At 72.4% G+C, this 24,500-nt stretch carries 19 protein-coding genes; 12 read left to right on the top strand and 7 right to left on the bottom strand.

Features of this window, described 5'->3' with window-relative positions; genetic code table 11:
• Positions 1-100 precede the first annotated feature (100 nt).
• Complete coding sequence (locus ACBJ32_RS13705; protein ID WP_375127021.1) at positions 101-448, top strand: hypothetical protein; 348 nt, start codon at positions 101-103, stop codon at positions 446-448.
• Here ACBJ32_RS13705 and polX read toward each other — a convergent pair whose 3' ends face one another.
• Together polX and ACBJ32_RS13695 are read right to left on the bottom strand one after the other, a co-directional pair.
• Positions 449-2,128, bottom strand: coding sequence for a DNA polymerase/3'-5' exonuclease PolX (polX, locus tag ACBJ32_RS13700; RefSeq protein WP_375127020.1), 1,680 nt, complete (start codon positions 2,126-2,128; stop codon positions 449-451). It lies immediately after the preceding gene.
• A gap of 219 nt (positions 2,129-2,347) precedes the next feature.
• Positions 2,348-3,316: an aldo/keto reductase gene (locus ACBJ32_RS13695; RefSeq protein ID WP_357869484.1), complete on the bottom strand. Its 969-nt coding sequence runs from the start codon at positions 3,314-3,316 to the stop codon at positions 2,348-2,350.
• 209 nt (positions 3,317-3,525) lie between these two features.
• Here ACBJ32_RS13695 and ACBJ32_RS13690 point away from each other — a divergent pair, with 209 nt between their 5' ends.
• The 6 genes from ACBJ32_RS13690 (at position 3,526) to ACBJ32_RS13665 (ending at position 13,085) form a co-directional block, all read left to right on the top strand.
• Entirely contained in the window at positions 3,526-4,674 is a 1,149-nt protein-coding gene (locus ACBJ32_RS13690) for a sensor histidine kinase (RefSeq protein WP_375127019.1), read from the top strand.
• 135 nt (positions 4,675-4,809) lie between these two features.
• The gene (gene lanKC, locus ACBJ32_RS13685) at positions 4,810-7,356 is read left to right on the top strand and encodes a class III lanthionine synthetase LanKC (protein WP_375127018.1); all 2,547 of its coding nucleotides are present in this window, start codon (positions 4,810-4,812) and stop codon (positions 7,354-7,356) included.
• Positions 7,343-7,474 (top strand): SapB/AmfS family lanthipeptide, encoded by a 132-nt coding sequence (locus tag ACBJ32_RS13680; protein ID WP_103955008.1) that lies wholly within the window; start codon positions 7,343-7,345, stop codon positions 7,472-7,474. Before lanKC ends, ACBJ32_RS13680 begins: the two co-directional genes overlap by 14 nt.
• 66 nt (positions 7,475-7,540) lie before the next feature.
• Positions 7,541-9,436, top strand: a complete 1,896-nt coding sequence (locus tag ACBJ32_RS13675; RefSeq protein ID WP_375127017.1) for an ABC transporter ATP-binding protein — start codon at positions 7,541-7,543, stop codon at positions 9,434-9,436.
• Complete coding sequence (locus ACBJ32_RS13670; protein WP_375127016.1) at positions 9,433-11,103, top strand: ATP-binding cassette domain-containing protein; 1,671 nt, start codon at positions 9,433-9,435, stop codon at positions 11,101-11,103. Before ACBJ32_RS13675 ends, ACBJ32_RS13670 begins: the two co-directional genes overlap by 4 nt.
• Positions 11,100-13,085: a prolyl oligopeptidase family protein gene (locus ACBJ32_RS13665; RefSeq protein WP_375127015.1), complete on the top strand. Its 1,986-nt coding sequence runs from the start codon at positions 11,100-11,102 to the stop codon at positions 13,083-13,085. The genes ACBJ32_RS13670 and ACBJ32_RS13665 overlap by 4 nt, the downstream gene beginning before the upstream one ends.
• Before the next feature lie 5 nt (positions 13,086-13,090).
• Here the strand turns inward: ACBJ32_RS13665 and ACBJ32_RS13660 are convergent, their stop codons facing one another.
• On the bottom strand, positions 13,091-13,699 hold the full coding sequence (locus tag ACBJ32_RS13660) for a response regulator transcription factor (RefSeq protein WP_357869501.1): 609 nt from the start codon (positions 13,697-13,699) through the stop codon (positions 13,091-13,093).
• A 171-nt stretch (positions 13,700-13,870) separates the two neighbouring features.
• On the opposite strand from ACBJ32_RS13660, the gene ACBJ32_RS13655 reads away from it, so the two are divergent.
• Complete coding sequence (locus tag ACBJ32_RS13655) at positions 13,871-14,359, top strand: carboxymuconolactone decarboxylase family protein (protein WP_357869504.1); 489 nt, start codon at positions 13,871-13,873, stop codon at positions 14,357-14,359.
• Between the two features lie 7 nt (positions 14,360-14,366).
• On the opposite strand, the gene ACBJ32_RS13650 is transcribed toward ACBJ32_RS13655, so the two are convergent.
• Together ACBJ32_RS13650 and ACBJ32_RS13645 are read right to left on the bottom strand one after the other, a co-directional pair.
• Positions 14,367-15,395, bottom strand: a complete 1,029-nt coding sequence (locus tag ACBJ32_RS13650; RefSeq protein WP_375127014.1) for a zinc-dependent alcohol dehydrogenase family protein — start codon at positions 15,393-15,395, stop codon at positions 14,367-14,369.
• Position 15,396: 1 nt separating this feature from the next.
• Positions 15,397-16,227 carry a helix-turn-helix transcriptional regulator gene (locus ACBJ32_RS13645; RefSeq protein WP_375127013.1) on the bottom strand — a complete coding sequence of 277 codons (831 nt, stop codon included), beginning with the start codon at positions 16,225-16,227 and terminating at the stop codon, positions 15,397-15,399.
• 102 nt (positions 16,228-16,329) lie between these two features.
• On the opposite strand from ACBJ32_RS13645, the gene ACBJ32_RS13640 reads away from it, so the two are divergent.
• The 3 genes from ACBJ32_RS13640 to ACBJ32_RS13630 all read left to right on the top strand — a co-directional run bounded on the left by ACBJ32_RS13640 (position 16,330) and on the right by ACBJ32_RS13630 (position 19,566).
• Entirely contained in the window at positions 16,330-17,040 is a 711-nt protein-coding gene (locus ACBJ32_RS13640; protein WP_375127012.1) for an SDR family oxidoreductase, read from the top strand.
• Between the two features lie 36 nt (positions 17,041-17,076).
• Entirely contained in the window at positions 17,077-18,474 is a 1,398-nt protein-coding gene (locus ACBJ32_RS13635; RefSeq protein ID WP_357869514.1) for a glutamate--cysteine ligase, read from the top strand.
• A 63-nt stretch (positions 18,475-18,537) separates the two neighbouring features.
• Positions 18,538-19,566, top strand: coding sequence for a hypothetical protein (locus ACBJ32_RS13630; protein WP_375127011.1), 1,029 nt, complete (start codon positions 18,538-18,540; stop codon positions 19,564-19,566).
• Here the strand turns inward: ACBJ32_RS13630 and ACBJ32_RS13625 are convergent.
• A complete protein-coding gene (locus ACBJ32_RS13625) occupies positions 19,556-20,257 on the bottom strand; it encodes a PaaX family transcriptional regulator C-terminal domain-containing protein (RefSeq protein WP_375127010.1) in 702 nt (233 codons plus the stop codon). The two genes, ACBJ32_RS13630 and ACBJ32_RS13625, sit on opposite strands and share 11 nt — an antisense overlap.
• 49 nt (positions 20,258-20,306) lie before the next feature.
• On the opposite strand from ACBJ32_RS13625, the gene ACBJ32_RS13620 reads away from it, so the two are divergent.
• Positions 20,307-21,977 carry an acyl-CoA dehydrogenase family protein gene (locus ACBJ32_RS13620; RefSeq protein ID WP_375127009.1) on the top strand — a complete coding sequence of 557 codons (1,671 nt, stop codon included), beginning with the start codon at positions 20,307-20,309 and terminating at the stop codon, positions 21,975-21,977.
• Here the strand turns inward: ACBJ32_RS13620 and ACBJ32_RS13615 are convergent.
• A complete protein-coding gene (locus ACBJ32_RS13615) occupies positions 21,958-24,276 on the bottom strand; it encodes a DUF4132 domain-containing protein (RefSeq protein ID WP_375127008.1) in 2,319 nt (772 codons plus the stop codon). The genes ACBJ32_RS13620 and ACBJ32_RS13615 overlap by 20 nt on opposite strands.
• Positions 24,277-24,500: the final 224 nt, after the last annotated feature.

Here is a 24,500-nt window from a genome sequence, read left to right as displayed (position 1 = left end):
CTGACGGAACCCCCAAGGTCGGGGCAAAACATCCGCATATATGGCGTTAAGTCCGTATTTGTGAGCAGAGGGCGCGGACACCGTCGAAAGGGGACCGCTCATGGGAGCCGCAACCCGCCTCGTCACGGGCGCCGCACTCGCCATCACCCCCCTGACCCCGGCCACCGCACTCGCCGTCACCACCCTCACCCCGGCCACCGCCGAGACCGCCGCCCGCCACTCCCCGACCTGCCACTACGTCAATCAGGCAGACGATCCGGCCCCCATCAGGCTGGGCCCGGGCAAGAAGCACCGCAAGACGGCCGAGTTCCCCCCGTCCGACGACCCCGTCAAGGCCACCTGCGCCGCCAGAGGCCGCGGCCCCGGCCACTGGGTGCGGATCAAGAGCGGTGACCACAAGGGCCACTGGGTCTGGCGCAACCGCCTCCAGGTCTGGACGGGGGAGTGATCAGCGCCCCAGGAAGGCCAGCAGCCGCTCCAGCGGCCACGTGTTGATGACGTCATCCGTGGTCAACCAGGCCCGCTGCGCGATCCCGACCCCGAACCGCTGGTTGGCCAGGTGCGGGATCGCGTGCGAGTCGCTGTCGATCGAGAACTTCACCCCGTGATGCCTGGCCAGCCGCACCAGGTCGGACGGCAGGTCGGAGCGGTCGGGGTAGGAGTCGATCTCCATGGCGGTGCCGGTGCGGGCCGCGGCGCGGAAGACGGCGTCCCAGTCGGCGTCCACGGGCTCGCGCTTGCCGATCTTGCGGGTCGTCGGGTGGCCGATGATGTCCACGTACGGGTTCTCGCAGGCGGCGATGAAGCGGCGGGTCATCTCGTCGCGTGACATGCCGAAGTGCGAGTGCACCGAGGCCACGCACACGTCGAACCCCCGCAGGACCTCCGCCGGCCAGTCGACCGAGCCGTCGGGGGCGATGTTGAGCTCCGTGCCGTGCAGGAGGCGCATGTCGGGATATTTCGCTTGCAGCTCGGCGACCCGGCCCCGCTGTTCGAGCGCCTTGTCCAGGGTCATGCGCTGCATCGCCAGGTCGGGCGCGTGGTCGGTGACCGCGTAGTAGGCGTAGCCGCGGGCGTGACCGGCCGCCACCATGTCCTCCAGCGAGGCGATGCCGTCGGTCAGGTCGGTGTGGGTGTGCAGGTCGCCCTTGAGGTCGGCCAGCTCGACCAGGACGGGCAGCTCGCCGGCGAGCGCCGCCTTGACCTCCCCGCCGTCCTCGCGCATCGGCGGCGGCACGTACTGCATGCCGAGCGCGTCGTAGATGTCCTCCTCGGACTCGGCGGCGATCACCCGCTCGCCCTCGAACAGCCCGTACTCGGACAGCTTCCAGCCCTTCTTCACCGCCATCTCCCTGATGGCGACGTTGTGCTCCTTGGAGCCCGTGAAGTACTGCATGGCCGCGCCCCACGAGCCGGCCGGCACCACGCGCAGGTCCACCTGGATGCCGGACGTGGTGCGGATCGAGGTCTTCTTGTCGCCGGCGGCGATGACCTCGGCGACGTACGGCTGGGCGCGGAAGTCGGCCATGATGGACTCGGGCGCCACCGCGAGAATGTCGATGTCGCCGATCGTGTCGCGCATCCGGCGCAGCGACCCCGCGTACGCGATGCGCTCGGCCTTCAGCGAGCCCATCACCTGCTCGGCCAGGGACATCGCGACGCCGATGTGCACCCGGCGGCCCGACTGCTCGAGCTGCTCGACGCCCTTGAGCAGGTTGGCCAGGGTCTTGGGGCCGAGGCCCTTGACGCCGTCGAGGCGGCCGGAGGTGATCGCCTCGCTGAGCGCCGCGGTGGAGTCGATGCCGTAGTCCTCGAACAGCATGATCGCCGTCTTCGGCCCCAGGGACGGCACCCTGGTCAGCCGCCGCACGCCGTCGGGCACGCGGCCCCGCAGGTCGTCGAGCTGCCGGAAGCTCCCGCGCTGCAGGAACTCCTCCATCTTCTTGGCGATGGCCTCGCCCACCCCGGGCACGGAGCGCACGTCGACGACCGAGATGTCCTCGGGATACCCGGCGATCGCCTTGGCCGCCTTCTGGTAGCTCCGCACCCGGAAGGCGTCGCCGCCGGAGAGCGCGAACAGCTCCGCGTATTCCTGCAGCGCTGCCGCCGCTTCCTCGTTTGCCCGCATGCCCCATACCTTAGGGGGCCGCTACGACAGTCCTGGCTACGACAGTCCTGGCTACGACGGTCCTCGCTGTGACGGTCTCGTCGTGCTGGTCGATCCACCGGACGCTGAGCCCGGCGGCGTGATCGGACGCCACCTGCCGCAGGAAGCGCAGGGCGATCTCCTCGGCGTCGCGGGCTGCCGGGGGAGCGGGCCGCCGCCGTCGCCGAGGCGGTCCGCAGCTCAGAAGCGCACCTCGCGAGGCCGGTACGGCGCCTCCAGGAAGGCGATCTCCTCCTCCGACAGCGTCACCGACACGGCGGCCACGGCGTCGTCCACGTGCCGCTCCTTGGTGGCCCCCACGATCGGCGCGCTGATCTCGCCCCTGTGCAGCACCCAGGCCAGCGCGATCTGCGCCGCGGGCAGCCCGCGGTCCGCCGCCACCTGCGCCACCCGCTCGATGATCAGCTTGTCGTTCTCCGGGTCGTACAGGTGGTCGATCCGCTCGTCCGAGCCCGTCCTGGCGGTCGTGGTGGCGGAGCCGGCCCTGGCCAGCACGCCGCGCGCCAGCGGGCTCCAGGGGATCACGCCCACGCCCTGGTCCGCGCAGAGCGGCAGCATCTCGCGCTCCTCCTCGCGGTAGAGGAGGTTGTAGTGGTTCTGCATCGAGACGAACCTCGTCCACCCGTTGACCTCGGCCACGTGCTGAGCCTTGGCGAACTGCCAGGCCCACATGCTCGACGCCCCGATGTAGCGGGCCTTGCCCGCCCTGACCACGTCGTGCAGCGCCTCCATGGTCTCCTCGATGGGCGTCTCGTCGTCCCAGCGGTGGATCTGGTAGAGGTCCACGTAGTCGGTGCCGAGCCGGGTGAGCGAGGCGTCTATGGCGTCAAGGATGTGCTTGCGCGACAGGCCGCGGTCGTTGCGTCCCCTGCCCATCGGGAAGTACACCTTCGTGGCCAGCACGTAGTCCTCACGCCTGGTGAAGGTCGCGCGCAGCACCTCGCCGGTCACGACCTCGCTCGCGCCCGCGCTGTAGACGTCGGCGGTGTCGAAGAACGTCACGCCCGCGTCGGCGGCCCTGCGGACGAGGGGCTCCGCCTCGTCCCGCGCCAGCGCCCACTGCTGCCTGGCGGGGTCGCCGTAGCTCATCATGCCCAGGCACAGCCGGGAGACCTTCAAACCTGAGTTACCCAGTCGCGTGTACTCCATGAAGTTCACCATATGACCAGATATGTCGCCGCTACCCAGGGGGTCCACGGGAAATCACCTGTCCAAAAACGGAAATGACCTTTACACGGGCGATGCCGATCAAGTGGATTAGAGGAACGTTGCAAAACGGTGGGCGCCTGGCGACGTGCCTGATCCGGCAGACCCGAACGCATACCGGGGGTGAGGTGGAAGACACACACCGTGGACTCATGTCTAGGGCGCGTGCCAAGCTCCGCGATCGGCGTGCCAGGTGGAAGGGCCTGCGCGCCCGGCTCAAGGATTTCTCGTCCCCTTACTGGCTGGGCGGCCTCGGGCTGGGGGCGGGGATCGCCGGGCTGTCGGTCCCGATCCTGACCGGGCTGGCGAGGTCGGGGGCGGTGGCCGAGGGCGCGTTGACGCTGCTCGTGCTGCTGGCCCTGCATGTCAGGTTCATCACCGAGACCCCGGTACGCCGTGCGGGCGCGTGGTGGATCGTGGCCGTGCAGGCGTGGCTGACGTACCTGCCGCTGACCGTGTTCGGCGCGGCGTGGACCCCGGTCTGCGGGCTGCTGGCGGGCGCGCTGCTGGTGATGGCGGGCCGGATCCGCTCGATCGTGCTGGTGCTGCTGGCCCTGGCGTGCGGGCCGGTGGTGCTGGCGGCTCCCGACCGGTCCATGATCGACCCGCTGTGGGCGCTGGCCGCCCCGCTGGCCGGCCTGGCCGAGTACGCGGTGCTCACGCTGACCAGGCGGGCCAAGCAGCTCGGCGAGGCGCGTACCGAGGTCATGCGCAGGGCCGTCGCCCTGGAGCGCCGCCGCTTCACCCGCGACCTGCACGACCTGGTCGGCCACCGGCTGACGGTGCTGGTGCTGAAGGCGCAGCTCCTGGAGCGGCTGGTCGCCGAGCGCGACGAGAAGGCGCGGGAGGAGGTGAGCGAGACGGTGGAGCTGCTGCGCAGCCTCTCGACCGACGTCAGGGCCGTGGCGCACGGCCTGCGCAGCTCCACGCTGGCCGCCGAGCTGGGCTCGGCGCGCTCCCTGCTGGAGTCGGCGCGGGTGCGCTGCCAGATCAGGGTGTCCTGCCGAGACCTGCCCGGCGACGTGGAGGAGGCGCTCACGCACGCCCTGCGCGAGGGCGTCACGAACGTGCTGCGCCACGCGGAGGCCCGCCAGTGCTCGATGCATCTCCTGGAACGTGACCACATGGTGCGCCTGACGATCAGGAACGACGGGGTGCGCCCGCCACGCCGCCCCGGCGACGCAGGCCAGGGCCTGCTGAACCTGGCCGAGCGCGTCTCCGGCCTCGGCGGCTGGCTGGAGGCCACCTCCTCCAGGACCGGCCAATTCACCTTCAGCGTGTACGTCCCACGGAAGAAATAACCGCCTCCCGGTCAATGGTGTGGATTTCACAAATGCCATACACATAAGCCTGTATTCGTGCTGAAGAATGTGACTAGCCGGACGGCTCCAACGGCGAGAGGCTACTGAGCACACCGCCCTGGAGGTCCCGCCCAGATGGATAAGTACGAGCTGTATTGCCTGGCCGATCAGTATTTCTACGACAGCCTTGAGCACAGCACGGCCGAAGACGCCGACTTTCCCATTCTGCGCAGGTCACTGCCCGCCGGCTGGTCCTCGGCCCTCACCGACACCTGGTGCTATTTCGCTCCGGACAACGAGCCGCCACTGCCTTCGCAGGGCTGGAAGATTCACGTGTCGGCCCGCGTCGAGGACGCGGAAAAAGCCATCGAAGCCATTTGGGACTACTGCTTGCCGCGCGGTATCGCGTTCAAGTTCCTGCGCGGCCTGCCCGTGCTCGTCATGGTGAACTCCAAGGCCGCCTCCCGAGCCTCCAGCGGCAAGCTCATCACCATCTACCCGCGCGACGAGGCACAGCTCGAACTGGTGCTCAAGGAGCTCGACGAGCTCCTGCGCGACGTGCGCGGCCCGTACATCCTCAGCGATCTGCGCTACAACGAAGGACCGCTGTTCATCAGGTACGGCGGCTTCGCCGAGCGCCACTGCCTGTCCCCGGCGGGCGAGCGCGTGCTGGCCCTCGAGGACGGCGACGGCACGCTCGTGCCCGACGTGCGGGGCGCCACGTTCTCGGTGCCGCCGTGGACGACGCTGCCGGCGTTCCTGGAGCCGCAGCTGGCCGCCCGCAACTCGGTGACGACGACCGGGCTGCCGTACACGATCGAGAGCGTCCTGCACTTCTCCAACGGCGGCGGCGTCTACCTGGGCCGCGACACGCGGACCGGCGAGCGCGTGGTGCTCAAGGAGGCCAGGCCGCACGCCGGGCTCGACGCGGCGGGCCGCGACGCGGTCGCCAGGATCGAGCACGAGCGCGACATCCTCGAACGCCTGTCTGGCCTGCCCGCGGCCCCGGCGCTGCGCGGCTACTTCACGCTCGGCGAGCACCACTTCCTCGTGCAGGAGTTCGTGGACGGCACGCCGCTCCAGCGGCGGCTCGTGCACCGCTACCCGCTCACCCGTGCCACCTGCACCGAGCGGGACCTGGCCGAGTACACCGAGTGGGCGGTCGAGACGCTGGAGGAAGTCACGCGCGCGGTCGGCTCGCTGCACGAGCGCGGGGTCGTCTTCGGCGACCTGCACCCCGACAACATCCTGCTGACCGACGACGGCCGGGTGGCGCTGATCGACTACGAGGTCGCCACGCTCGCCGACGACAGGGGACGCGCCGCGCTCGCCCATCCCGCCTTCGCCGCCCCGGCCGACCGCCAGGGCGTGGACGTGGACCGGTACGCGCTGGCCTGCCTGCGCCTGGGCCTGTTCGCGCCGCAGTGCACGATCATGCTGCCGCTGCACCGGCCGAAGGTGGCCCACCTCGGAGAGATCGTCAAGGAGACGTTCCCCGTGCCCCGCGGCGTGATCGACGAGGCCGTCGCCACCATCGCGGGCGGCGCGCGCGACGACACGACCGTGCCCATGCCGGGCGTGGCGAGCTGGCCCGAGCTGCGGGACGCCATGGCCAAGGCGATAGTGGCCGCCGCCACGCCCGGACGGGACGACCGGCTCTTCCCCGGCGACGTGGGCCAGTTCAAGCCCGGCGGCGGGCTCAACCTCGCACACGGCGCGGCCGGCGTGCTGTTCGCCCTGCACAGCACCGGCCTCGGGCCCTTTCCCGAGTACGAGCGCTGGCTGTGCGAGCGGGCCCGCCGCCCCGTCCAGGGCTCCGGCCTCGGCCTGTACGACGGGCTGCACGGCATCGCGTACGTGCTCGGCCTGCTCGGACACCAGCAGGACGCGCACGACCTCATCGACGTCTGCCTGCGCGAGAAGTGGGACCGCCTGGAATCGGCGCTCATCTCCGGGCTGCCCGGCATCGGGCTGAACCTCCTTCACTTCGGGTACACCGACCTCGCCCTGCGCGCGGTGGACATCTGCGCCGGGCGGCTCGACACCTCCGTGCCCGAGATCAGCGGCGGCGCCAACCCGCGCGCCGGGCTCATGCACGGCTCGTCAGGCCCCGCGCTGCTGTTCCTGCACGCCTACGAGCACACCGGCGACCCGGCGCTGCTCGACCTGGCGGCCACCGCGCTCCGGCAGGACCTGCGGCGCTGCCGCCACTCGGAGGACGGCTCGCTCCAGGTCAACCAGGGGTGGCGGCTGCTGCCGTACCTCGACGAGGGGTCCGCGGGGATCGCCCTCGTGCTGGAGCGCTACCTGCGGCACCGGCACGACGAGGCGTTCGCGACGGCGCTGGCCGAGCTGCGGCTCGCCGGACGCGCGGGCTTCTTCGTGCAGGCCGGGCTGTTCACCGGGCGCGCCGGGCTCATCGCGGCCGGCGCGGGGGACGTGCCCGAACTGGTGAAGGGGCTGCGGTGGCACGCGCTGCCGTACGCCGGTGGCCTGGCCTTCCCCGGCGACCAGCTCCTGCGCCTGTCCATGGATTTCGCGACCGGAACGGCCGGCGTGCTCTTCGCCCTCGCCTCGGTGATGGGCGAAAAACCCTGCCATCTGCCGTTCCTCGGGGCCGCACCCGAGCGGCCTCTCCCCGACGACACCACGGAAGGAGGTGTACGACATGGTACTTCTTGACCTTCAGGGTCTTGAGGCTCCCGCGGCCAGCGACGTGGCCAGCGGCGGCAGCACGCTGACCGTTCTCTCCTGCCACTCCGGCAAGCCCAGCAACCTCAGTGTCGCTCTCTGCCACTGATGTGCGAATAGAGGTCCCCGCGCCGTCCATCACGGCGCGGGGACATGCACGAGAGGAGGGGTCGCGTTGCGGGCAGGAGACCGGCTGGTCGTCAGCGCGGTACGGCGCGGCGGCCCATGGCCCGTCGTGCTGGCCGGCACGGCAGTCGTGGGAGCGGCCGGCGAGCTGGCCATCCCGTACCTGATCGGCCGCACCGTGGACGCCCTCGTGACCCGCCAGCCCGGCGGCACCCCCTGGCTGGCGCTCTGCGCCGGCGCGGTCGCCGCCGTCATGCTCTGCGAGAGCCTCGGCGTCTGGGCGCGCGGCGCCAGCGGCGCCCACGCCGCCGCGACACTGCGCTCCGGCGTGCTGCGGCACGTGCTCGGCACCGGCTCGGCGGCCACCCGCCGCTTCCCGGAAGGCGAGCTCGTCACCCGGGCCGGCCTGAACGCCGAGGAGGTCGGCAGGGCGCCCGAGACGGTGACCAGCGCCCTCGCGCTGCTCGTCCCCACGGCCGGCGCGCTGGTCGCGCTCACCCTCATCGCTCCCGTCCTGACGCTGACGCTCGGGGCGGGCATCGTCGTCATCCTCTTCGTCCTGCGTGCCTTCCTGCGCACGACGACCACGCTCGCGGGCGGGTACCAGGAGGCCCAGGGCGAGATCGCCGCCCGCCTCGTGGAGGCGCTGGGCGGCGCCCGCACGATCGCCGCCGCGGGCACGGCGGGCCGCGAGTCGCGCCGCGTGCTCGCGCCGCTGCCCGGGCTGCGCACGCACGGCATGGCGCTGTGGCGGGCCAACGCCTCGGCCGCCGTCCGGTCCGGGCTGGTCGTGCCGCTGCTGGAGGTCGCCGTCCTCGCCGTGGGCGGTTTCATGCTCGCCGCGGGCGACCTCACCATCGGAGAGCTGTACGCCGCCGCGCGCTACGCCGTGCTCGGGGCCTCGCTCAGCACGGCGCTCGGCCACATCAGCGGCCTGGCCAGGGCGCGCGCCGCCGCCGGACGGGTGGCCGAGGTCCTCGACCTGCCACCCGTCCGGTACGGCACCCGCGCGCTCCCGCCCGGCCCCGGCACGGTCGAGTTCCGCGACGTGGCCGCCGGCGGCCTGGCCATCGGCGACCTCACGCTCCCCGGCGGATCCGTCACCGCCGTCGTCGGGCGGTCGGGGTCGGGCAAGTCGCTGCTGGCCGCGCTGGCGGGACGGCTGGCCGACCCCGAGCGCGGCACCGTCCTGCTCGACGGCGTGCCCCTGGCGGAGCTGGCGGAGGAGGAGCTGAGGCGGGCGATCGGCTACGCCTTCGAACGCCCGGTCCTGGTCGGCGAGACCATCGGCGACGCCATCAGCCCGGTCAGCCCCCTCAGCGCCACCAGCCCCACCAGCCCCACCGCCCCCGAGCCGGCGCCCGTCAGGAAGGGGGCGGCCGCCGGCCCGGGCCTGTCCGCGGAGGCCGCCGTCCTCGACGGCCGGCTGCCGGCGGCGCAGCGGGTCACGGAGGCCGCCGTCCTCGACGGTCGGCTGCCGGCGGCGCGTCGGGTGGCGGAGGCCGCCGAGGCCGCGTGCGCGGACGCGTTCGTCCGGCGGCTCCCGCTCGGCTTCGCCACCCCGCTCGGCGACGCGCCCATGTCCGGCGGCGAGCGGCAGCGCATCGGCCTGGCCAGGGCGTTCGCCCGGGGGGAGCGGCTGCTCGTGCTCGACGACGCCACCTCCAGCCTCGACACCGTGACCGAGCGCCAGGTCGGCCAGGCCCTCACCACCGACCGGCTCGGCCGCACCCGCCTCATCGCCGCCCACCGGCTGGCCACCGCCGCCCGCGCCGACCAGGTCGTCTGGCTCGACGGCGGCACGGTCCGCGCGTGCGGGCCGCACCACGTGCTGTGGCAGGACCCGGCCTACCGGGCGGTCTTCCAGGGAGCCGAGGGAGCCGCGGGAACACAGGAAGCCGAGGAAGTCCAGGAAGCCAGGGGAGCCCAGGGAGCCGCGCCATGAACCCGCTCGTCCGCGCCCTGCGGCGGGAGCCGCGGCAGCTCGTCAAGCTCGGGCTCTGGTCGGTGGTCGAGGCGGCGCCCGCGTTCCTCATCGGGCATGCCGTCGCCCGCTCCATCGAGGACGGGTTCGGTGCGGCCGAGCCGATGATCGGGCTCGGCTGGCTGGCCGCGCTCGGACTCACGTGGCTGGCGGGGGCCGTGGCCGCGCGGCAGGTCGTGCTGGCCGTCGCCGCGGTGGCGGAGCCGTTCAGGGACGACCTCCTGACGCGGGTGGTGGAGGGCGCGCTCAGGACGGGCTCGGGGCGCGACAGCGGGGCCGTGGCCAGGGCCGGGCTCCAGGTCGAGCTGGCCAGGGACGCCTTCGCGGCCGTGGTCACGACCGTGCGCGGGTTCGTGTTCACGGTGGTCAGCGTCGTGCTGGGGCTGCTGACGCTGGCTCCCGAGACGCTCGTGCTCGTCATGCCGCCCTTCCTGGCCGGGCTCGGGCTCTTCCTGGCCTCGCTGCCCGCGCTGGCCCGGCGGCAGCGCGCGTACCTGCTGGCCGACGAGCGGCTGGCCGAGGCCATGACCGACATGGCGGGCGGGCTGCGCGACATCGAGGCGTGCGGCCTGCGGGAGAGCGTGACGGGCCGGCTCGAACGCCGGGTCGGCGCGCAGGCCGCCGCCGCGCGCACGCTCGCCCGGGTGAGCGCCGCCCGCACCGCGGCCCTGGCCGTCGGCGGCTGGCTGCCCGTCGTCCTCGTCCTGGCGGGAACCCCGTGGCTGCTGGACCGGGGCGTGGGGGCCGGGGTGATCGTGGGCACCCTCGCGTACGTCGCCCAGTCGCTGGCGCCCGCGCTCGGCGGGCTCGTGCACGGGCTCGGCGTCAGCGGCGTCCGGCTCGCCGTCTCGCTCGGCCGCATCCTCGCCATGGCGCCGCCCGCCGCCCCCGCCCCCTCCACGATCCGCCCGTTCGCGAGCGAGATCCGGCTCGACGCCGTCACCTTCGCCTACGGCCCGCACTCCGCGCCCGTTCTGGACGGCCTGGACCTGACGGTCCCCGAGGGCGACCACCTGGCGATCGTGGGGCCCAGCGGGGCGGGCAAGTCCACGCTCGCGTCCCTGCTCAGCGGCGTGCTGCGACCCGGTGAGGGCGAGGTGCTGGTCGGCGGCGTGCCCGCCGACCAGCTCGACCCCGCCGCCCGCGTGCTGATCCCCCAGGAGGCGTACGTCTTCAGGGGCACGCTCCGGGAGAACCTGCTCTACCACGCGGAAACCGGCACCGGGCCGGCGGAGGTCGTCGAGGCCGTCGAGGCCGTCGGCGCGGGCGGCCTGGTGGACGAGCTGGGCGGGTACGACGCGCAGGTCGAGCCCGGCGCGCTCTCGGCAGGGCAGCGCCAGCTCATCGCCCTGGCCCGCGCCTACCTGGCCCCCGCCCGCATCGTCATCCTCGACGAGGCCACCTGCCACCTCGACCCCGCCACCGAGGCCAGGGCCGAGGCCGCGTTCGCCCGGAGAGGCGGCACGCTCATCGTGATCGCCCACCGCCTGACCTCCGCCCTGCGCGCCCGCCGCATCCTGCTCATGGACGGCGCCCGGATCACGCTCGGCACCCACGAGGAGCTGATCCGGACCTCCCCCTTGTACGCCGACCTGGCCGGCCACTGGCACCCGGAGCCCGTGTCATGAAATTTCAAGACAGCTATCCGCCCGCCGAACGCCTCCCCCTCACCGAACGCCGCCACGGCCACGAGATCGACGACCCGTACCGCTGGCTGGAGGACCCCGCCGACCCGCGCACGCAGGCGTGGCTGGCGGCCCAGGACCGGCTGTGGCGCGACAGCGCCGCCGCGCTGCCCCAGCGGGAGCGGTTCCTGGCGCGGCTGACCGAGCTCAGGGAGACGGGCCTGGTGACCCCGCCCGTGTGGCGCGGTGACAAGCGCTTCCACCTGCGCCAGTCCCCGTCGCAGGAGCACCCGGTGCTCTGCTGCGACGACCGCGTGGTGCTGGACCCCATGGAGCTGGACCCCAGCGGCCTGACGACGCTGGACGACTGGCAGCCCGACCTGGAGGGGCGCCGCCTGGCGTACCAGACCTCGCGCAGCGGCGACGAGAAGGCCTGCCTGTACGTGCGGGACCTCGCCACCGGAGCGGTCGTCGACGGGCCCATCGGCGGCTGCCGCTACTCGGCGGTCGCCTGGCTGCCGGGCGGCGAGTCGTTCTACTACGTCCGCTTCCGGCAGGGCGTGTTCCTGCACACGATCGGCTCGGCCGAGCCCGACGTGCCCGTGTTCACCAGGGGCGCGATCTCGTACGGCGTGCAGATCAGCCCCGACGGCCGCTGGCTGACGATCTCGGCGGGCACCGCGTCGGGCAACTCGCTCTGGCTGGCCGACCTGGCCGGCCAGGACCCGGCGCCCCGTCCCGTGCAGGAGGGCTCGCACGCCCGCACGGCCGGCGCGGTGGCCTGCGACGGCCGCCTGTACCTGCTCACCGACAGGGACGCGCCCCGCCGCAGGCTCTGCGTGGCCGACCCGGGGAATCCCACGGCCTGGCGGGAGCTGATCCCGGAGGACACGGAGGCCGTGCTGGGGGCGTTCACGCTGCTCGACGGCGACCGGCTGCTCGTGTCCAGGACGCGGCACGCGGTCGGCGAGATCGCCGTGCACCACGCCCGCACGGGGGAGCGGCTGGGCACCGTGCCGCTGCCCGGCAACGGCTCGATCGCCTCGCTCACCTCCCGCCCGGGAGGCGGCCCCGAGGCGTGGTTCGCCTACACCGACGCCGTCACCCCCGCCGAGATCTGGCGCTACGACGCCCGCACGGACGCCACCACGCGCTGGTCCGCCGCGCCCGGCCGCGTCACGCTGCCGGAGGTGCGCAGCTCCCACATCGAGTACGCCTCCGCCGACGGCACCCTGATCCGCATGGTCGTCGTCGCGCGCCCCTCCCAGGGCGGCCCGCGCCCGGCGATCCTCAGCGGGTACGGCGGCTTCGGCATCCCCCTCATGCCCGGCTACGCCGCCGACTCCCTGGCCTGGGTCGAGGCGGGCGGCGTGCTGGCCATCGCCAACCTGCGCGGCGGCGGCGAGGAGGGCGAGGCGTGGCACCGCGACGGCATGCTGGAGCGCAAGCAGAACGTGTTCGACGACTTCGTGGCCGCCGCCGAGAAGCTGATCGCCGACGGCTGGACGACACCCGAGCAGCTCGGCATCTGGGGCGAGTCGAACGGCGGCCTGCTCGTCGGGGCCGCGCTCACCCAGCGGCCCGACCTGTTCGCCGCCGTCGTGTGCTCGGCCGGGCTGCTCGACATGGCCCGCTACCACCTCAGCGGCCTCGGCCCCTCGTGGACCGGCGAGTACGGCGACCCGGACGACCCCGAGCAGCTCGCCTGGCTGCTCGGCTACTCGCCCTACCACCACGTGAGCAAGGCCGCCGGCTACCCGGCGACGCTGTTCACGGCGGCGGCGGCCGACACGCGGGTGGACCCCATGCACGCCCGCAAGATGTGCGCGGCGCTGCAGTGGGCGACCGGCGGGGACCGGCCGGTCCTGCTGCGCCACGAGCCGGACGTGGGTCACGGGGCCCGGGCGGTCAGCCGCTCCGTCGCGCTGGCCGCCGACGTGCTGGCCTTTCTGGCGGCACATACCGGACTGAATTCAGGAATTTAAACATTTCAGATCCAACCCGATTCCCTGGCGATGCGGATGGCGTCGATCCTGCTGCGCGCTCCCAGCTTGGCCGTGGTCCTGGACAGGTAATTCCGGACCGTCCCCTCGGCCAGATACAGCGAGGCCGCGATCTCCCCGACCGACGCCCCGTCCGCCGCCGCCCCGATCACGTCCAGCTCGCGTGGCGTCAGCGGCGCATCGGCCGGCCGCATGGCCGCGATCGCCAGCTCGGAGTCGATGACCCGCTCGCCGTCGGCCACCCTGCGGATGCCGTCCGCCAGCCGCCCGGAGGGCGCGTCCTTGGCCATGAACCCGCGTACGTGCGCGTCGAGCGCCTTCTTGAGCAGCCCGGGGGTGCCGACCCCGGTCAGGATGAGCACCCCGCACTCGGGTAACTTCTCGTGCAGCTCACGCGCCGCGTCGAGCCCGTCCATGCCGGGTAACGCGATGTCGAGTACCGCGACGTCGGGCCGGGAGGCCCGGGCCGCGGCCAGGATGCGATCACCCCGATCGACCTCGGCCACGACCTCGATGTCCTCTTCATAGGCCAGCAGCGCCACGAGCGCCCCTCGTACCAGGTTCATGTCCTCAGCGAGCAACGTTCGAATCACCATGCGTCCTTGCGGTCGACCAGGCTTGCAACGTCTGCGGGCCTCTTTATCCTGCCGTATTGACCCAATCAAGAAAAGCACTTCTATTTAGCCGTAAAGCCGTTTTATCGCGGACGGCTCGTACCCTGATGGAGGCTTACCAAGCGTCTGGCCGGTTGGGAGATGTTGACGAACATGAAACCCCGCGTGCGGCCCCTTCCGCCCGAACAATGGGACGACTTCACCAAGGCCCATCCGTACAACGTGTTCGCCACCCTGGCCCGCCACCCGGGCCTGTACCAGGCGTGGCGGCACCTCCACGGCACGCTGCAGGACGGCACGCTGCCCGCCAGGGACCGCGAGCTGGCCATCCTGCGCACCGCCCACCACTGCGGCAGCGCCTACGAGTGGGCCAGGAACGCCCGCCTCGCCCTGGACGCGGGCCTCACGCCGCAGGAGGTCGAGCTGGTGCGCAGGCCGGACGCCCTGTGGTCGGTCGAGGACCAGCTCGTGCTCCAGGTGGCCGACGACCTCTACTACGCCGGCGACCTGACGGACGCGACGTGGGCGGCGCTGTGCGACCGCTACGACGAGGCGGGCCGGATCGAGCTGATCATGCTCGTGGCCCACCACGGCATGCTGGCCCTGGTGCTCAGAACGCTGAGGGTGCGGCCGGAGGACTGAGCACCGATCAGCGGGGGGTGATCATGGTGACGCCCGGCACGGAGCCGATCGAGGCCAGCGCCTTGCCGGCGTCGGCGAGCCCGATCGTGCGGGTGACGAGCTGGTCGGGGTGCAGGATCCCGGCCCTGATCATCTCCAGCATGGGCGGGTAGGCGTGCGCGGCCATGCCGTGGCTGCCCAGCAGCCGCAGCTCGTGGCCGATCACCCGGCCCATCGGCACCGGCGTCGCCCCGCCGGGCAGCAGCCCGACCTGCACGTGCCTGCCCCGGCGGCGCAGGCTCTCGACGGAGGCGGCGCACGTCGCGGGGCTGCCCAGCGCGTCGATCGACAGGTGCGCGCCGCCCCTGGTCAGCTCCCTGACCTGGGCCGCCGCGTCACCGGCAGAGCCGTTGACGAAGTGCGTGGCCCCCGCCAGCTCCGCCAGGTGCAGGGCGTCGGTGCTGATGTCCACCGCCACGACCCGGGCGCCGGCCGCCGTCGCGATCATCACGGCCGACAGGCCCACGCCGCCGCAGCCGTGCACGGCCACCCATTCCCCCGGGCGTACCTGGCCGACCTGTGCCACGGCACGGAACGCGGTGGCGAAGCGGCAGCCGAGGCCGGCCGCGGTGGCGTAGGCCATGTCCTCGGGCACGGAGACCAGGTTGACGTCGGCGTGGTCGATGGCGACGTACTCGGCGAACGAGCCCCAGTGGGTGAAGCCCGGCTGCGTCTGCCGCTCGCAGACCTGCTGCTCGCCGGTGTTGCAGGAGGCGCAGGAGCCGCACGCGCAGATGAACGGCACCGTCACCCTGGCCCCCGGCAGCCAGCCGCGCACGTCGGGGCCCACCGCCTCGACGACGCCCGCCAGCTCGTGCCCCGGCACGTGCGGCAGGACCTTGATGTCGGGGTCGTGACCCTGCCAGCCGTGCCAGTCGGACCGGCACAGCCCGGTCGCCTCGACCCTGATCACCGCTCCGTGCGCGGCCGGGGAAGGGTCGGGCAGCTCGCGCACGTCGAGCTCCCCACCGAAGATGTCAAAGGCAACCGCTCGCATCTCATGAGCTTAGAGTCAATTGCCGCAGCTCGCGCAAGGCCCGGTGCGATGGCGAGCCGGGTTCGGTGGTGTAGAGCACCAGGCGCAGATCGTCGCGGTCGGGCACCGGCATGACCTGGCAGATCGTCTCGATCGTGCCGACGACCGGGTGGTGGACGTGCTTGCGCTGCTCCCTGCGTACCGCGACCTCGTGCCTGGACCACAGCTCGGCGAACTCCGGGCTGAGCGCCAGCATCTCGGCCACCAGCGCCTGGATGGCCCGGTCCTCGGGGTAGCGGCCGGCGGCGATGCGCAGGTCGGCGACCGAGGCGCGGGCGAAGCGGCCCTTCTCCTCGTCGGTGAGGTGCTCGGCGATGTCGGGCGACATGAAGACCCAGCGGATGACGTTGCGCCGGTCGGGCGGCGTGGCGTCGAGATCGCCCATGAGCACGCCGGCCATGGTGTTCCAGGCGCGGATGTCGTAGCGGGCGTCCAGGACGTACGCCGGCACCTCCTCCAGGAAAGCGATCAGGTGCAGCAGGCTCCCCGGCACGTCCTCCCTGATCCTGGGCGGGTCCAGCGGCTGGTCCGCCAGGTGGAACAGGTGGGTGCGCTCGTCCTGGCCCAGCATGAGGGCCCGGGACAGCGCGTTGAGCACCTGCCTGGACGGGTGCGGGCCCCTTCCCTGCTCCAGCCGGATGTAGTAGTCGATCGACATGCCCGCGAGCTGCGCGACCTCCTGGCGGCGCAGGCCGGGCGTGCGGCGGCTGCCGCCGGCCGGCAGGCCCACGTCCGCGGGGGTGACATGGGCGCGCCTGACACGGAGGAATTCGGCGAGTTCGTCGCGGTTCATGCCTCCATCCTCGGCCGAAACGCGGCCCTGTGGGTGGTACCGCTGATCCCAGCCTCTCCAGGTCTCTCCCGCGAGCCCCTGACCTGGGCGAACGTGGGAGGCATGACGAAGATCGCACTCATCACGGGTGCCAACAAGGGCATCGGCTACGAGATCGCGCGCCTGCTGGCGGAGCAGGGCGTCACCACGATCGTGGGGGCGCGGGACGACGAGCGCGGCAGGTTCGCCGCGGAACGGCTGGGGCAGCCGTACGTCCGGCTCGACGTCACCGACGGGGAGAGCGTGGCCGCCGCCGCGAAGTGGATCGACAGCGAGTACGGCCGGCTGGACGTCCTGGTCAACAACGCCGGCATCACCGGCGACCCGGCCGGGTTCCTGCCCAGCGCCGCCACGGCCGCGCACCTCAGGCAGGTCTACGAGACGAACGTGTTCGGCGTCGTCACGGTCACGAACGCGATGCTGCCGCTGCTGCGCAGGTCGCGGGCGGGGCGGATCGTGAACATGTCGAGCGAGCTCGGCTCGCTGGCCATGGCGATGGACCCGGCCAGCCCCTTCGGCGAGTTCAACGCCCTGAGCTACAACTCCTCCAAGTCCGCGCTCAACATGGTCACCGTCTGCTACGCCAAGGAGCTGAAGGACACCCCCATCAAGGTGAACGCGGCCAACCCCGGCTACTGCGCCACCGACCTCAACGATCACCAGGGGTTCCGCACGGCCGAGCAGGGCGCGGCCATCGCGGTGCGGCTCGCGACCCTGGACGAGGACGGTCCCACCGGCGCCTATCTGGAGGATGCGGGCACCGTCCGCTGGTGAAGGTGTCAAGGCTGACATTTGGGACAGATTGGGGTGATGGGAAGAGATCTGGATAAGGAGCGATTTACCGAGGCGGAGTACACCCGCTTCGGGGAACGCATCCGGGAGCAGCTAGGCGTGTTGCGCGAGCTGCTCGACACCCCCGGCTTCGGTCAGGGCCCGATCACGATCGGGGCCGAGCTGGAGCTGTTCCTGATCGACGACGAGGGGCGTCCGCTGCCCCGCAACGACCAGGTACGGCAGGCCCTGGGCGACGACCGGGTGGTGCTGGAGCTGGGCCGCTACAACATCGAGGTGAACCTGACCCCGCTGCCCCTGGCGGGCAGGCCCTTCGAGCGGCTGAGCGCCGAGGTGCAGGAGACGATCACGAAGGTGGACGGGGCCGTGGCGGGCGGGGGCGCGCTGCCCATCGGCATCCTGCCGACGCTCGACACCGAGGACTTCACGCTGGGCGCGATGAGCGACCAGAACCGATACCGGGCCATGAGCAGGGGCATCAGGAGGCTGCGGCTGGAGCCGTTCCTCGTCAAGATCGACGACTTGGAGCTCTCGGTCGAGGACGTGATCCTGGAGAGCGCCAACACCTCCTGGCAGGTGCACGTCCGCACGCCGCCCGAGCACTTCGCCCGGCTGTTCAACGCCGCCCAGCTCGCCATCGGGCCGGTGCTGGCGGCGTGCGGGAACTCGCCGTTCTTCCTGGGGCGCGAGCTGTGGGAGGAGACCCGCATCGCGCTGATGGAGGAGGCCGCCGACGACCGGGACGTGCAGCGGCGCGAGCGCAGGGACGGGCGGGTGACGTTCGGCTCGGACTGGGTGCGCGAGGGCGCGCACGAGCTGTTCGAGCGGTACGTGCAGGACTACGACCCGATCGTGCCCGACCTCACCGAGGGGGCCGACCGGTACGAGGTGCCGGAGCTGCGGCTGCACCAGGGCACGATCTGGCAGTGGAACCGCCCCGTCTACGACCCCGCCGACGGCGGCCACCTGCGCATCGAGATGCGGGCGCTGCCCGCCGGGCCCTCCTGCGCGGACATGGCGGCGAACACGGCCTTCCTGCTCGGGCTGACGCTGTCGCAGGCCGAGCGGGACCTGACCGGCTACCGGTTCGCCACGGCGTACCAGAACTTCTACCGCGCGGCCATGCACGGGCTGGACGCCAAGCTCTCCTGGCCCGGCATGGAGGGCGAGCACGACGCGGCGGAGCTGGTGCTGCACCTGCTGCCCGAAGCCAGGAAGGGGCTGCTCGGCGCCGGGGTGGCGCCGAACGACGCGGACCGGGCGCTGGACGTGATCGCGCAGCGCACCCGGCTGCGCCGCACCGGCTCGGCGTGGCAGCGCGAGGCGCTGGAGCGCTTCGGCGGCGACCGGCGTGAGCTCGTCCGGCGCTACCGCGAGCTGGCGCTCTCGGGGACTCCTGTGCATTTGTGGAAGTGATCGCCAACCTTGCCCATCCCCGTTCCGTCAAACTGGTCAAGAGACGGAAAAGGTGAGGCAGATATGGCGGGTACGGGGATGGTTCCCACCGACAAGGCGGCATTTGCCCTCATTCGGGAGACGGGGGACCTGGCGGAGGGGGCGGCCAAGCTGGCCGGCGAGATCGGCGGCACGTCCGTCGAGGCGGTGCTGGCGCAGGCCAACAGGGCCGGCGAGCGCAAGGGGGCCGCGGCCGCCATGGGCTCGATGCGGCCCAGACCGGCCGAGTGGTACGCCTTCGACGCCAAGGACCAGGACACCGCCGACTGGTACCCGCAAGGCCTGACCGGCAGCGAGGATTCCGGCACCATCGGGATCCCCGCGTTCATGGTGAGCTGGTACTTCAAGCCGGAGGCGGGGGAGCGGGGCATCAGGGTGTCGTTCCTGAGCCCCAAGTCGCTGAAGTACCAGCACGCGCTGCTGGTGCAGGCCAAGCCGGACGGCTCGTACGGGCCGATCGGCATCCACGCCGGCGGCATCGCCTGCTACGGCGACCTGCTCTACGTCGCCGACACCACGCGCGGCCTGCGCGTCTTCGACCTCGGCAACCTGCTCGACCTGCGCACCGCCCAGAACGACCTGGGCGACGGCAAGCGCGTCGGCCGCCACGGCGGCAAGCTGCACGCCTTCGGCTACCGCTACGTCATCCCGCAGACCGACTTCTGGAAGGTGGCGCGGCCGGGGCCGCGGTTCTCGTTCGTGTCGATCGACCGCAGCGGCGACACGCCCAGGCTCATCACCGGGCAGTACCAGGACAAGACCCCCGACGGCTGGGTGGGGCGCTGGAACCTCGACCTGGAGGGCGGGGAGCCGGTGGACGCGTTCGTCATGGGCCATCCCAAGATCCAGGGCGCGATGACGTACCGCGCCAAGTGGTACCTGAGCCAGTCGGCCGGCTCCGCCGCCAACGGCAAGCTGCTGGTGTACGAGGGCGAGGAGCTGGAGACCAGGCCGTTCCCGATCGGGCCCGAGGACCTGACGGTGCAGGACGGCAAGCTCTGGAGCGTCAGCGAGTTCAGGGGCAAGCGGACGGTCTTCGGCGTCAGCCTCTGAGGTGCTCCTGGAGGACCTCGCGGTAACGGCGGTCGAAGGCGTCGTAGCGGGCCCGTAGCCCGGCGCCCGGCCAGCCGTCCGGTAGCAGCTCGGCGGGCAGCAGCGGGTCGGCCAGCAGGTGACGCAGCACGGCGGCCGAGACGAGGAAGCCCTCGGCCAGCCCCTGCGCGCGGTCGAGCGCCCGCTCCAGGCGCCGCGCCTCGGCCGCCCAGCCGTCCAGGTCCCACAGCAGGGGGGTGGGGTCGCGGCGCGGGCGGCCGTCGATCAGCGTGCACTGCGCGGTGACGATCTCCGGCCAGGTGGCGCGCACCAGGTTCGCCGGGCGCAGCCAGGTGCCCTCGCGCAGCTCGGCCAGGCGCAGCGCGGTCATCGTGTGCCGGAACGCGGCCCGGTCGGCGGGCGCGCGCCGCTCGGCGGTCACCACGGCCACCTCCCACGTGCCGTCCCACGGCCGCGTGTGCGGGTCGCGGCTCTCGTCCTGCCGGGCCTGGCGCTCGACGAGCCGCTGCGACAGCGTGTACTGCCCGTCGGCCTGCAGCAGGTCGCCGGCCGCGACCATGCGCGACAGCGCCACCCTGACCGTGCCCTCCGCGATGCCGAACAGCGCGCCGATGCGCACCAGGTGGCGGGCGGGCAGCCGGGGCGGGTGGCTGCCGAGCAGCGCGCTCAGCACCGCTGAACGGGCGCTCAAACTATTACGCTCTTCCATCGCGTGTCGAGTATATGTAACACTCGCGGGTATGGGCCGGTATCTCATCGAACCGTTCGACCGCAGCGACCGCTACGCCACCGAGTCCTACCAGGGCGGCGCCGGGCGCAACTGGTGGCGCTGCGACCCCACGCTCCGCCTGCTCATGCGGCGGCACCTGGGTGACGGCTACGCCTGGGCGGAGCCGCGCCTCGACCGGCTGGGCGAGCTCATGGGCGGCCTCGTCGCCGAATGCGCCGAGGAGACCGACCGCAACCCGCCACGGCTGGAGAAGTACGACAAGTGGGGCAGGGACGTCAGCCAGGTCGTCATGCCGCCGTCGTTCCACACCGCCCGGCAGGCGCTGATGGCCGACAACTTCACCTCCCCGTCCTTCGCCGGGCAGGCCCGCGCGAACGGAGCCGATCCGGCCGCGCTGGGCGCCGCGTGGACGTACCTGCTCGACCAGGCCGACATCGGGATGGGCTGCGCGCTTGGCACAGGCGGGGACATGGTGGTCTCGCTGGCCGAGAAGCACGCGCCGCCGGACGTACGCGATCGGGTGCGGGAGATCTTCGCCAACGGCTTCTACTCCGGCGAGGCCGCACAACTGTTCACCGAGCGGACCGGCGGCTCCGACCTGGCGGCGCTGGAGACCGAGGCGGTGCCCGCCGGTGACGCGTGGCTGCTGACCGGGTTCAAGTGGTTCGCCTCCAACGCCAACGGCTCGGCGTTCGTCGTGCTGGCCAGGCTGCCCGATGGGGCCGTGGCGCCGTTCCTGGTGCTGTGGGAGCGGCGCGACGGCAGCCGCAACGGGGTGCGCATCCGCAGGCTCAAGGACAAGCTCGGCACCAGGTCCGTCGCCTCGGCCGAGGTGGAGCTCGCAGGCGCGGAGGCGTTCCTGCTGGCCGGCGAGGGCTCCGGCTCGGGGCTCGGCACGATGATGAAGCTCACCAACGCCTCCCGGCTCGGCGTGGCCATGATGGGCGTCGGCGTCGCCAGGCGCGCGCTGGTCGAGGCGCTCTGCTACGCCCGCGCCCGCGAGGCGTTCGGCCGGCCGCTCGCCGAGCAGCCGCTCGTGCGGCGCAAGCTGAGCGAGCTGATCGTCGAGGTCGAGGCCGCGCAGGCGATGGTGTTCGACGGGCACGTCGGGCCCCGGCTGCGCCTGGCACCCGCCCTGATCAAGCTGCGCGCCGCCCGCCTCGGCGTGACCGCCGCCACCGACGCCATCGAGGTGCACGGCGGCAACGGCTACATCGAGCAGTGGCCGGTGGCCCGGCTGCTGCGCGACGCGCAGGTCAACCCGATCTGGGAGGGCGGCGACAACATCCTCTGCCTCGACGTGCGCCGCGCCATGCTCAAGGAACGCGCCCACCTGCCCTTCCTCGACCACCTGCGCGCCCTGGCCACCTCCGACCTGGTACGGACCCGCATCGACGACCTCACCAAGGCCATCGAGGCGTGGTCCGCGCTGGAGCACCCGGCGGCCGAGGCGCGGCTCTACCCGCTGGCGCAGTTCATGGCCGACGTCTACGCCGCCGCGCTGCTGGAGGACCAGGCCACGTGGGGGCTCGACGACGGCCGCAAGGCGCTCGTGGCCCGCCTGTACGCCGAGGCGCACCTGGTGGACCCGGGCCCGCTGCGCGGCCTCGACCGCCCCGCCGACGACCCCTTCGACGAACTGCTCGCGGGCGCCTTCAGCGTCAGCGAAGCTGCCGGGTGATCGACGGGTCGGTGATCGCGGTGTCGGCCGCCAGCAGGAACGCCTTGGACAGGATGACCGACAACATGCCGCCGTCCTCCTCGAACGGCAGGAACACCTGGTCGCCGCCACCGCCCGGGACGATGCACAGGTAGGCGTCGTTGGGCTCCATGAGGATGTTGCCGGAGCCCAGATGGATCTTGTACGTCCGCAGGTCGCCCTTGACGTGCAGGAACCGGCCGGACAGCGTGCACCGGCCGGCGACGGCCAGGCGGGGCAGCAGCCGGGCCAGCGCGTCGCGGCGCATCTCGGCGGACTCGCTGAGCTCGCCGAACCCGTACGACTCCCAGTACTCGCCGTGCCCCTCCGGATCCAGCCCGGTGGACGTGACGCCGACGGCCAGGTCGGCGTCACGCAGCACCTCCGACAGCGTCAGCGGCGGCACCTCGGCCAGCGGCACGCCGCGCCCCTCGGCGGTGAAGCGCAGGTCGCCGCTGACGCAGATGGAGACGGTGCCGCCGCCGTCGCGGTCGAAGGAGCCCTCGTCGAGGTGGAAGTCCCAGTGCGCGGTCAGGCCACCGGGCAGCTCCTTGGTGGCCTCGGCCTCGCCGGAGCCGTACAGCAGGCCCCAGTGGCCCAGCGACATGCCGCTCCAGCCGCGCTCGGTCAGCAGCGCCTTGGCCTGGCCGTAGCGCAGCAGGTGCCGGGCGAAGCGGCGCGAGTGGTGGCGGGTCTCCTCCTCGGCCGGGGTGAGCAGGTAGACCTCGCGGAAGGCCTGCTTGAACGGCTGGCGCAGCTCGTTCGCGATGAGGTGGTCACGCCACCCCCGGACCTCCTGCGCGCTGTGCGCGATGGGGTGCCAGAGCAGGACGGGCGTGTCGGGGAAGGGCTGGATGCGGCGGCCCGCCGGGTCGGTCAGCTCCCAGGCCCCGTCCACCCGCACCGGCAGCCCGGCGGGGCCCTGCAGGATCTCCCAGATCAGGGTGCGGGCGAACGCGCCGACGACCGGGTGGTCGAGGAAGTGGGCGCACACGTCCCGCCACCGCCAGATCCGCTCCGTGGCCAGCGCCCGCTCGATCCGGAACCGCTCGGCGGGCACCGCCTTCCTCAGCTCCTTGGCGGTGGCCCTGAACCCGGCGAGCAGCTCCCGATCCACCGCCTTGGGGATGGTCTCGCGCCCGTTGTAGGTGATCTTGCCGTCCAGCGACAGGCACAGCCCCTGCTCGGTACGGGTGCCGTCGGTGTCGAGCCCGAACGTGGGCGCGGTGCGGTCCAGCAGTTGCTCGGGGGAGAGCCCAGCCCCCTCGGCCACCTCGTTCAGCGTGCGGTCCACCGCGGCGAGGATCGTCTTCTTGCGGACCTTCGCCTGCACGCGGGCGAGCTGCGCGACCACGTCGAGGCCGCCGCGCCTGGCCAGCACCCCGATCGCGGCGTTGGCCAGCAGCTCGCTGCGCGCGTTCGCGCCCGAGCCGCCGATGCCCGTGCCCGCCGTCACGGCCACGTCGCCGAGCAGCGGAACCACCCACGGCTCGTCGATCAGCTCGCAGGTCCACACCAGGCCACGCAGCGCCGTGGCGGTGCACTGGCGCAGGAAAACGGTCTCGGCGTGCACCCTGTCGGCGTACAGATGCCGGACCACCGCCTCGCGATGGACCGCCAGCGCGCGTAGCACCTCGGGGATGACGTTCATGGCCGACGCGTTCAGCAGTTCCTTGGCCTGCTGAGTCCACCGTGGGCTGGGCTTGGAGGCGGTAGCGGTGCACCAGTGCCGCAGCAGTGGCCGCACCTCAGGGGACCCGAGCCGGGCAGCGAACTCACCGGCCAGCCGCGTCACGAACGCGTCCTCGTCCCAGAGCAGGTTGCGGACCGCTTCGGCCGGGTCGTCGGTCTCCGGCTCGCTGAGCAGCTCCGTCAACTGATCGCCGATGAGTTGCCACAAGCGGTCGTCGTACCAGCGTATGTTCCTGAGGTCCCACCAGCGCAGCGCGAACCGCCGCTCGGAGTAGGGGATCGAGGCGGCGGCGGCCACCGGCACCCGGTAGAAGTCCGGATCGTCCGCGGAGGCCGGGTGCGGGGCCCGGCCCGACACCCGCCACAGCCCGGAGACCGTGTTCTTGTCCCACTCCGTCACGCGCTCGGTCACCTGCCCGAGCAGCGCGCGACGCCGCTCGTCGCCAGGAGCGGCGCAGAACCTGACGTGCGCCCACGTCCCGAACGTCGCATCGCGCTCGCCGGCCAGCGGCTCACCGGCCTCGAAGGCGGCGTCGAGCCGCGCGAACTCCCGCTCGTCTTCCTCGGTGAGGTCACCCCAAGCGTCCATCGGCCATCCTGTCCCGTTGTCGTGCCGGACGATGGCGCTCATCTATAGCAACCGAGGACGACAGAACCGGGGCAGCGGATGGAAACGAGCCCGGAACGGTCGTCTTTCAAGCGAACGTCTCCCCGCGATCCGCGCCGCCGGTCCCTGGCCCGTACCACCGCATCGACGTACGCTCGGCACGTTCCCCGAGGAGAGCCACCGCACGTTCCCCCGAGGAGGGTCGC

The sequence above is a fragment of the Nonomuraea sp. GTA35 genome (assembly GCF_041950525.1).
Taxonomy (GTDB): Bacteria; Actinomycetota; Actinomycetes; order Streptosporangiales; family Streptosporangiaceae; genus Nonomuraea.
The sequence above is the reverse complement of the archived record's forward strand: the minus strand, read 5'-3'. Positions and strand labels throughout refer to the sequence as shown.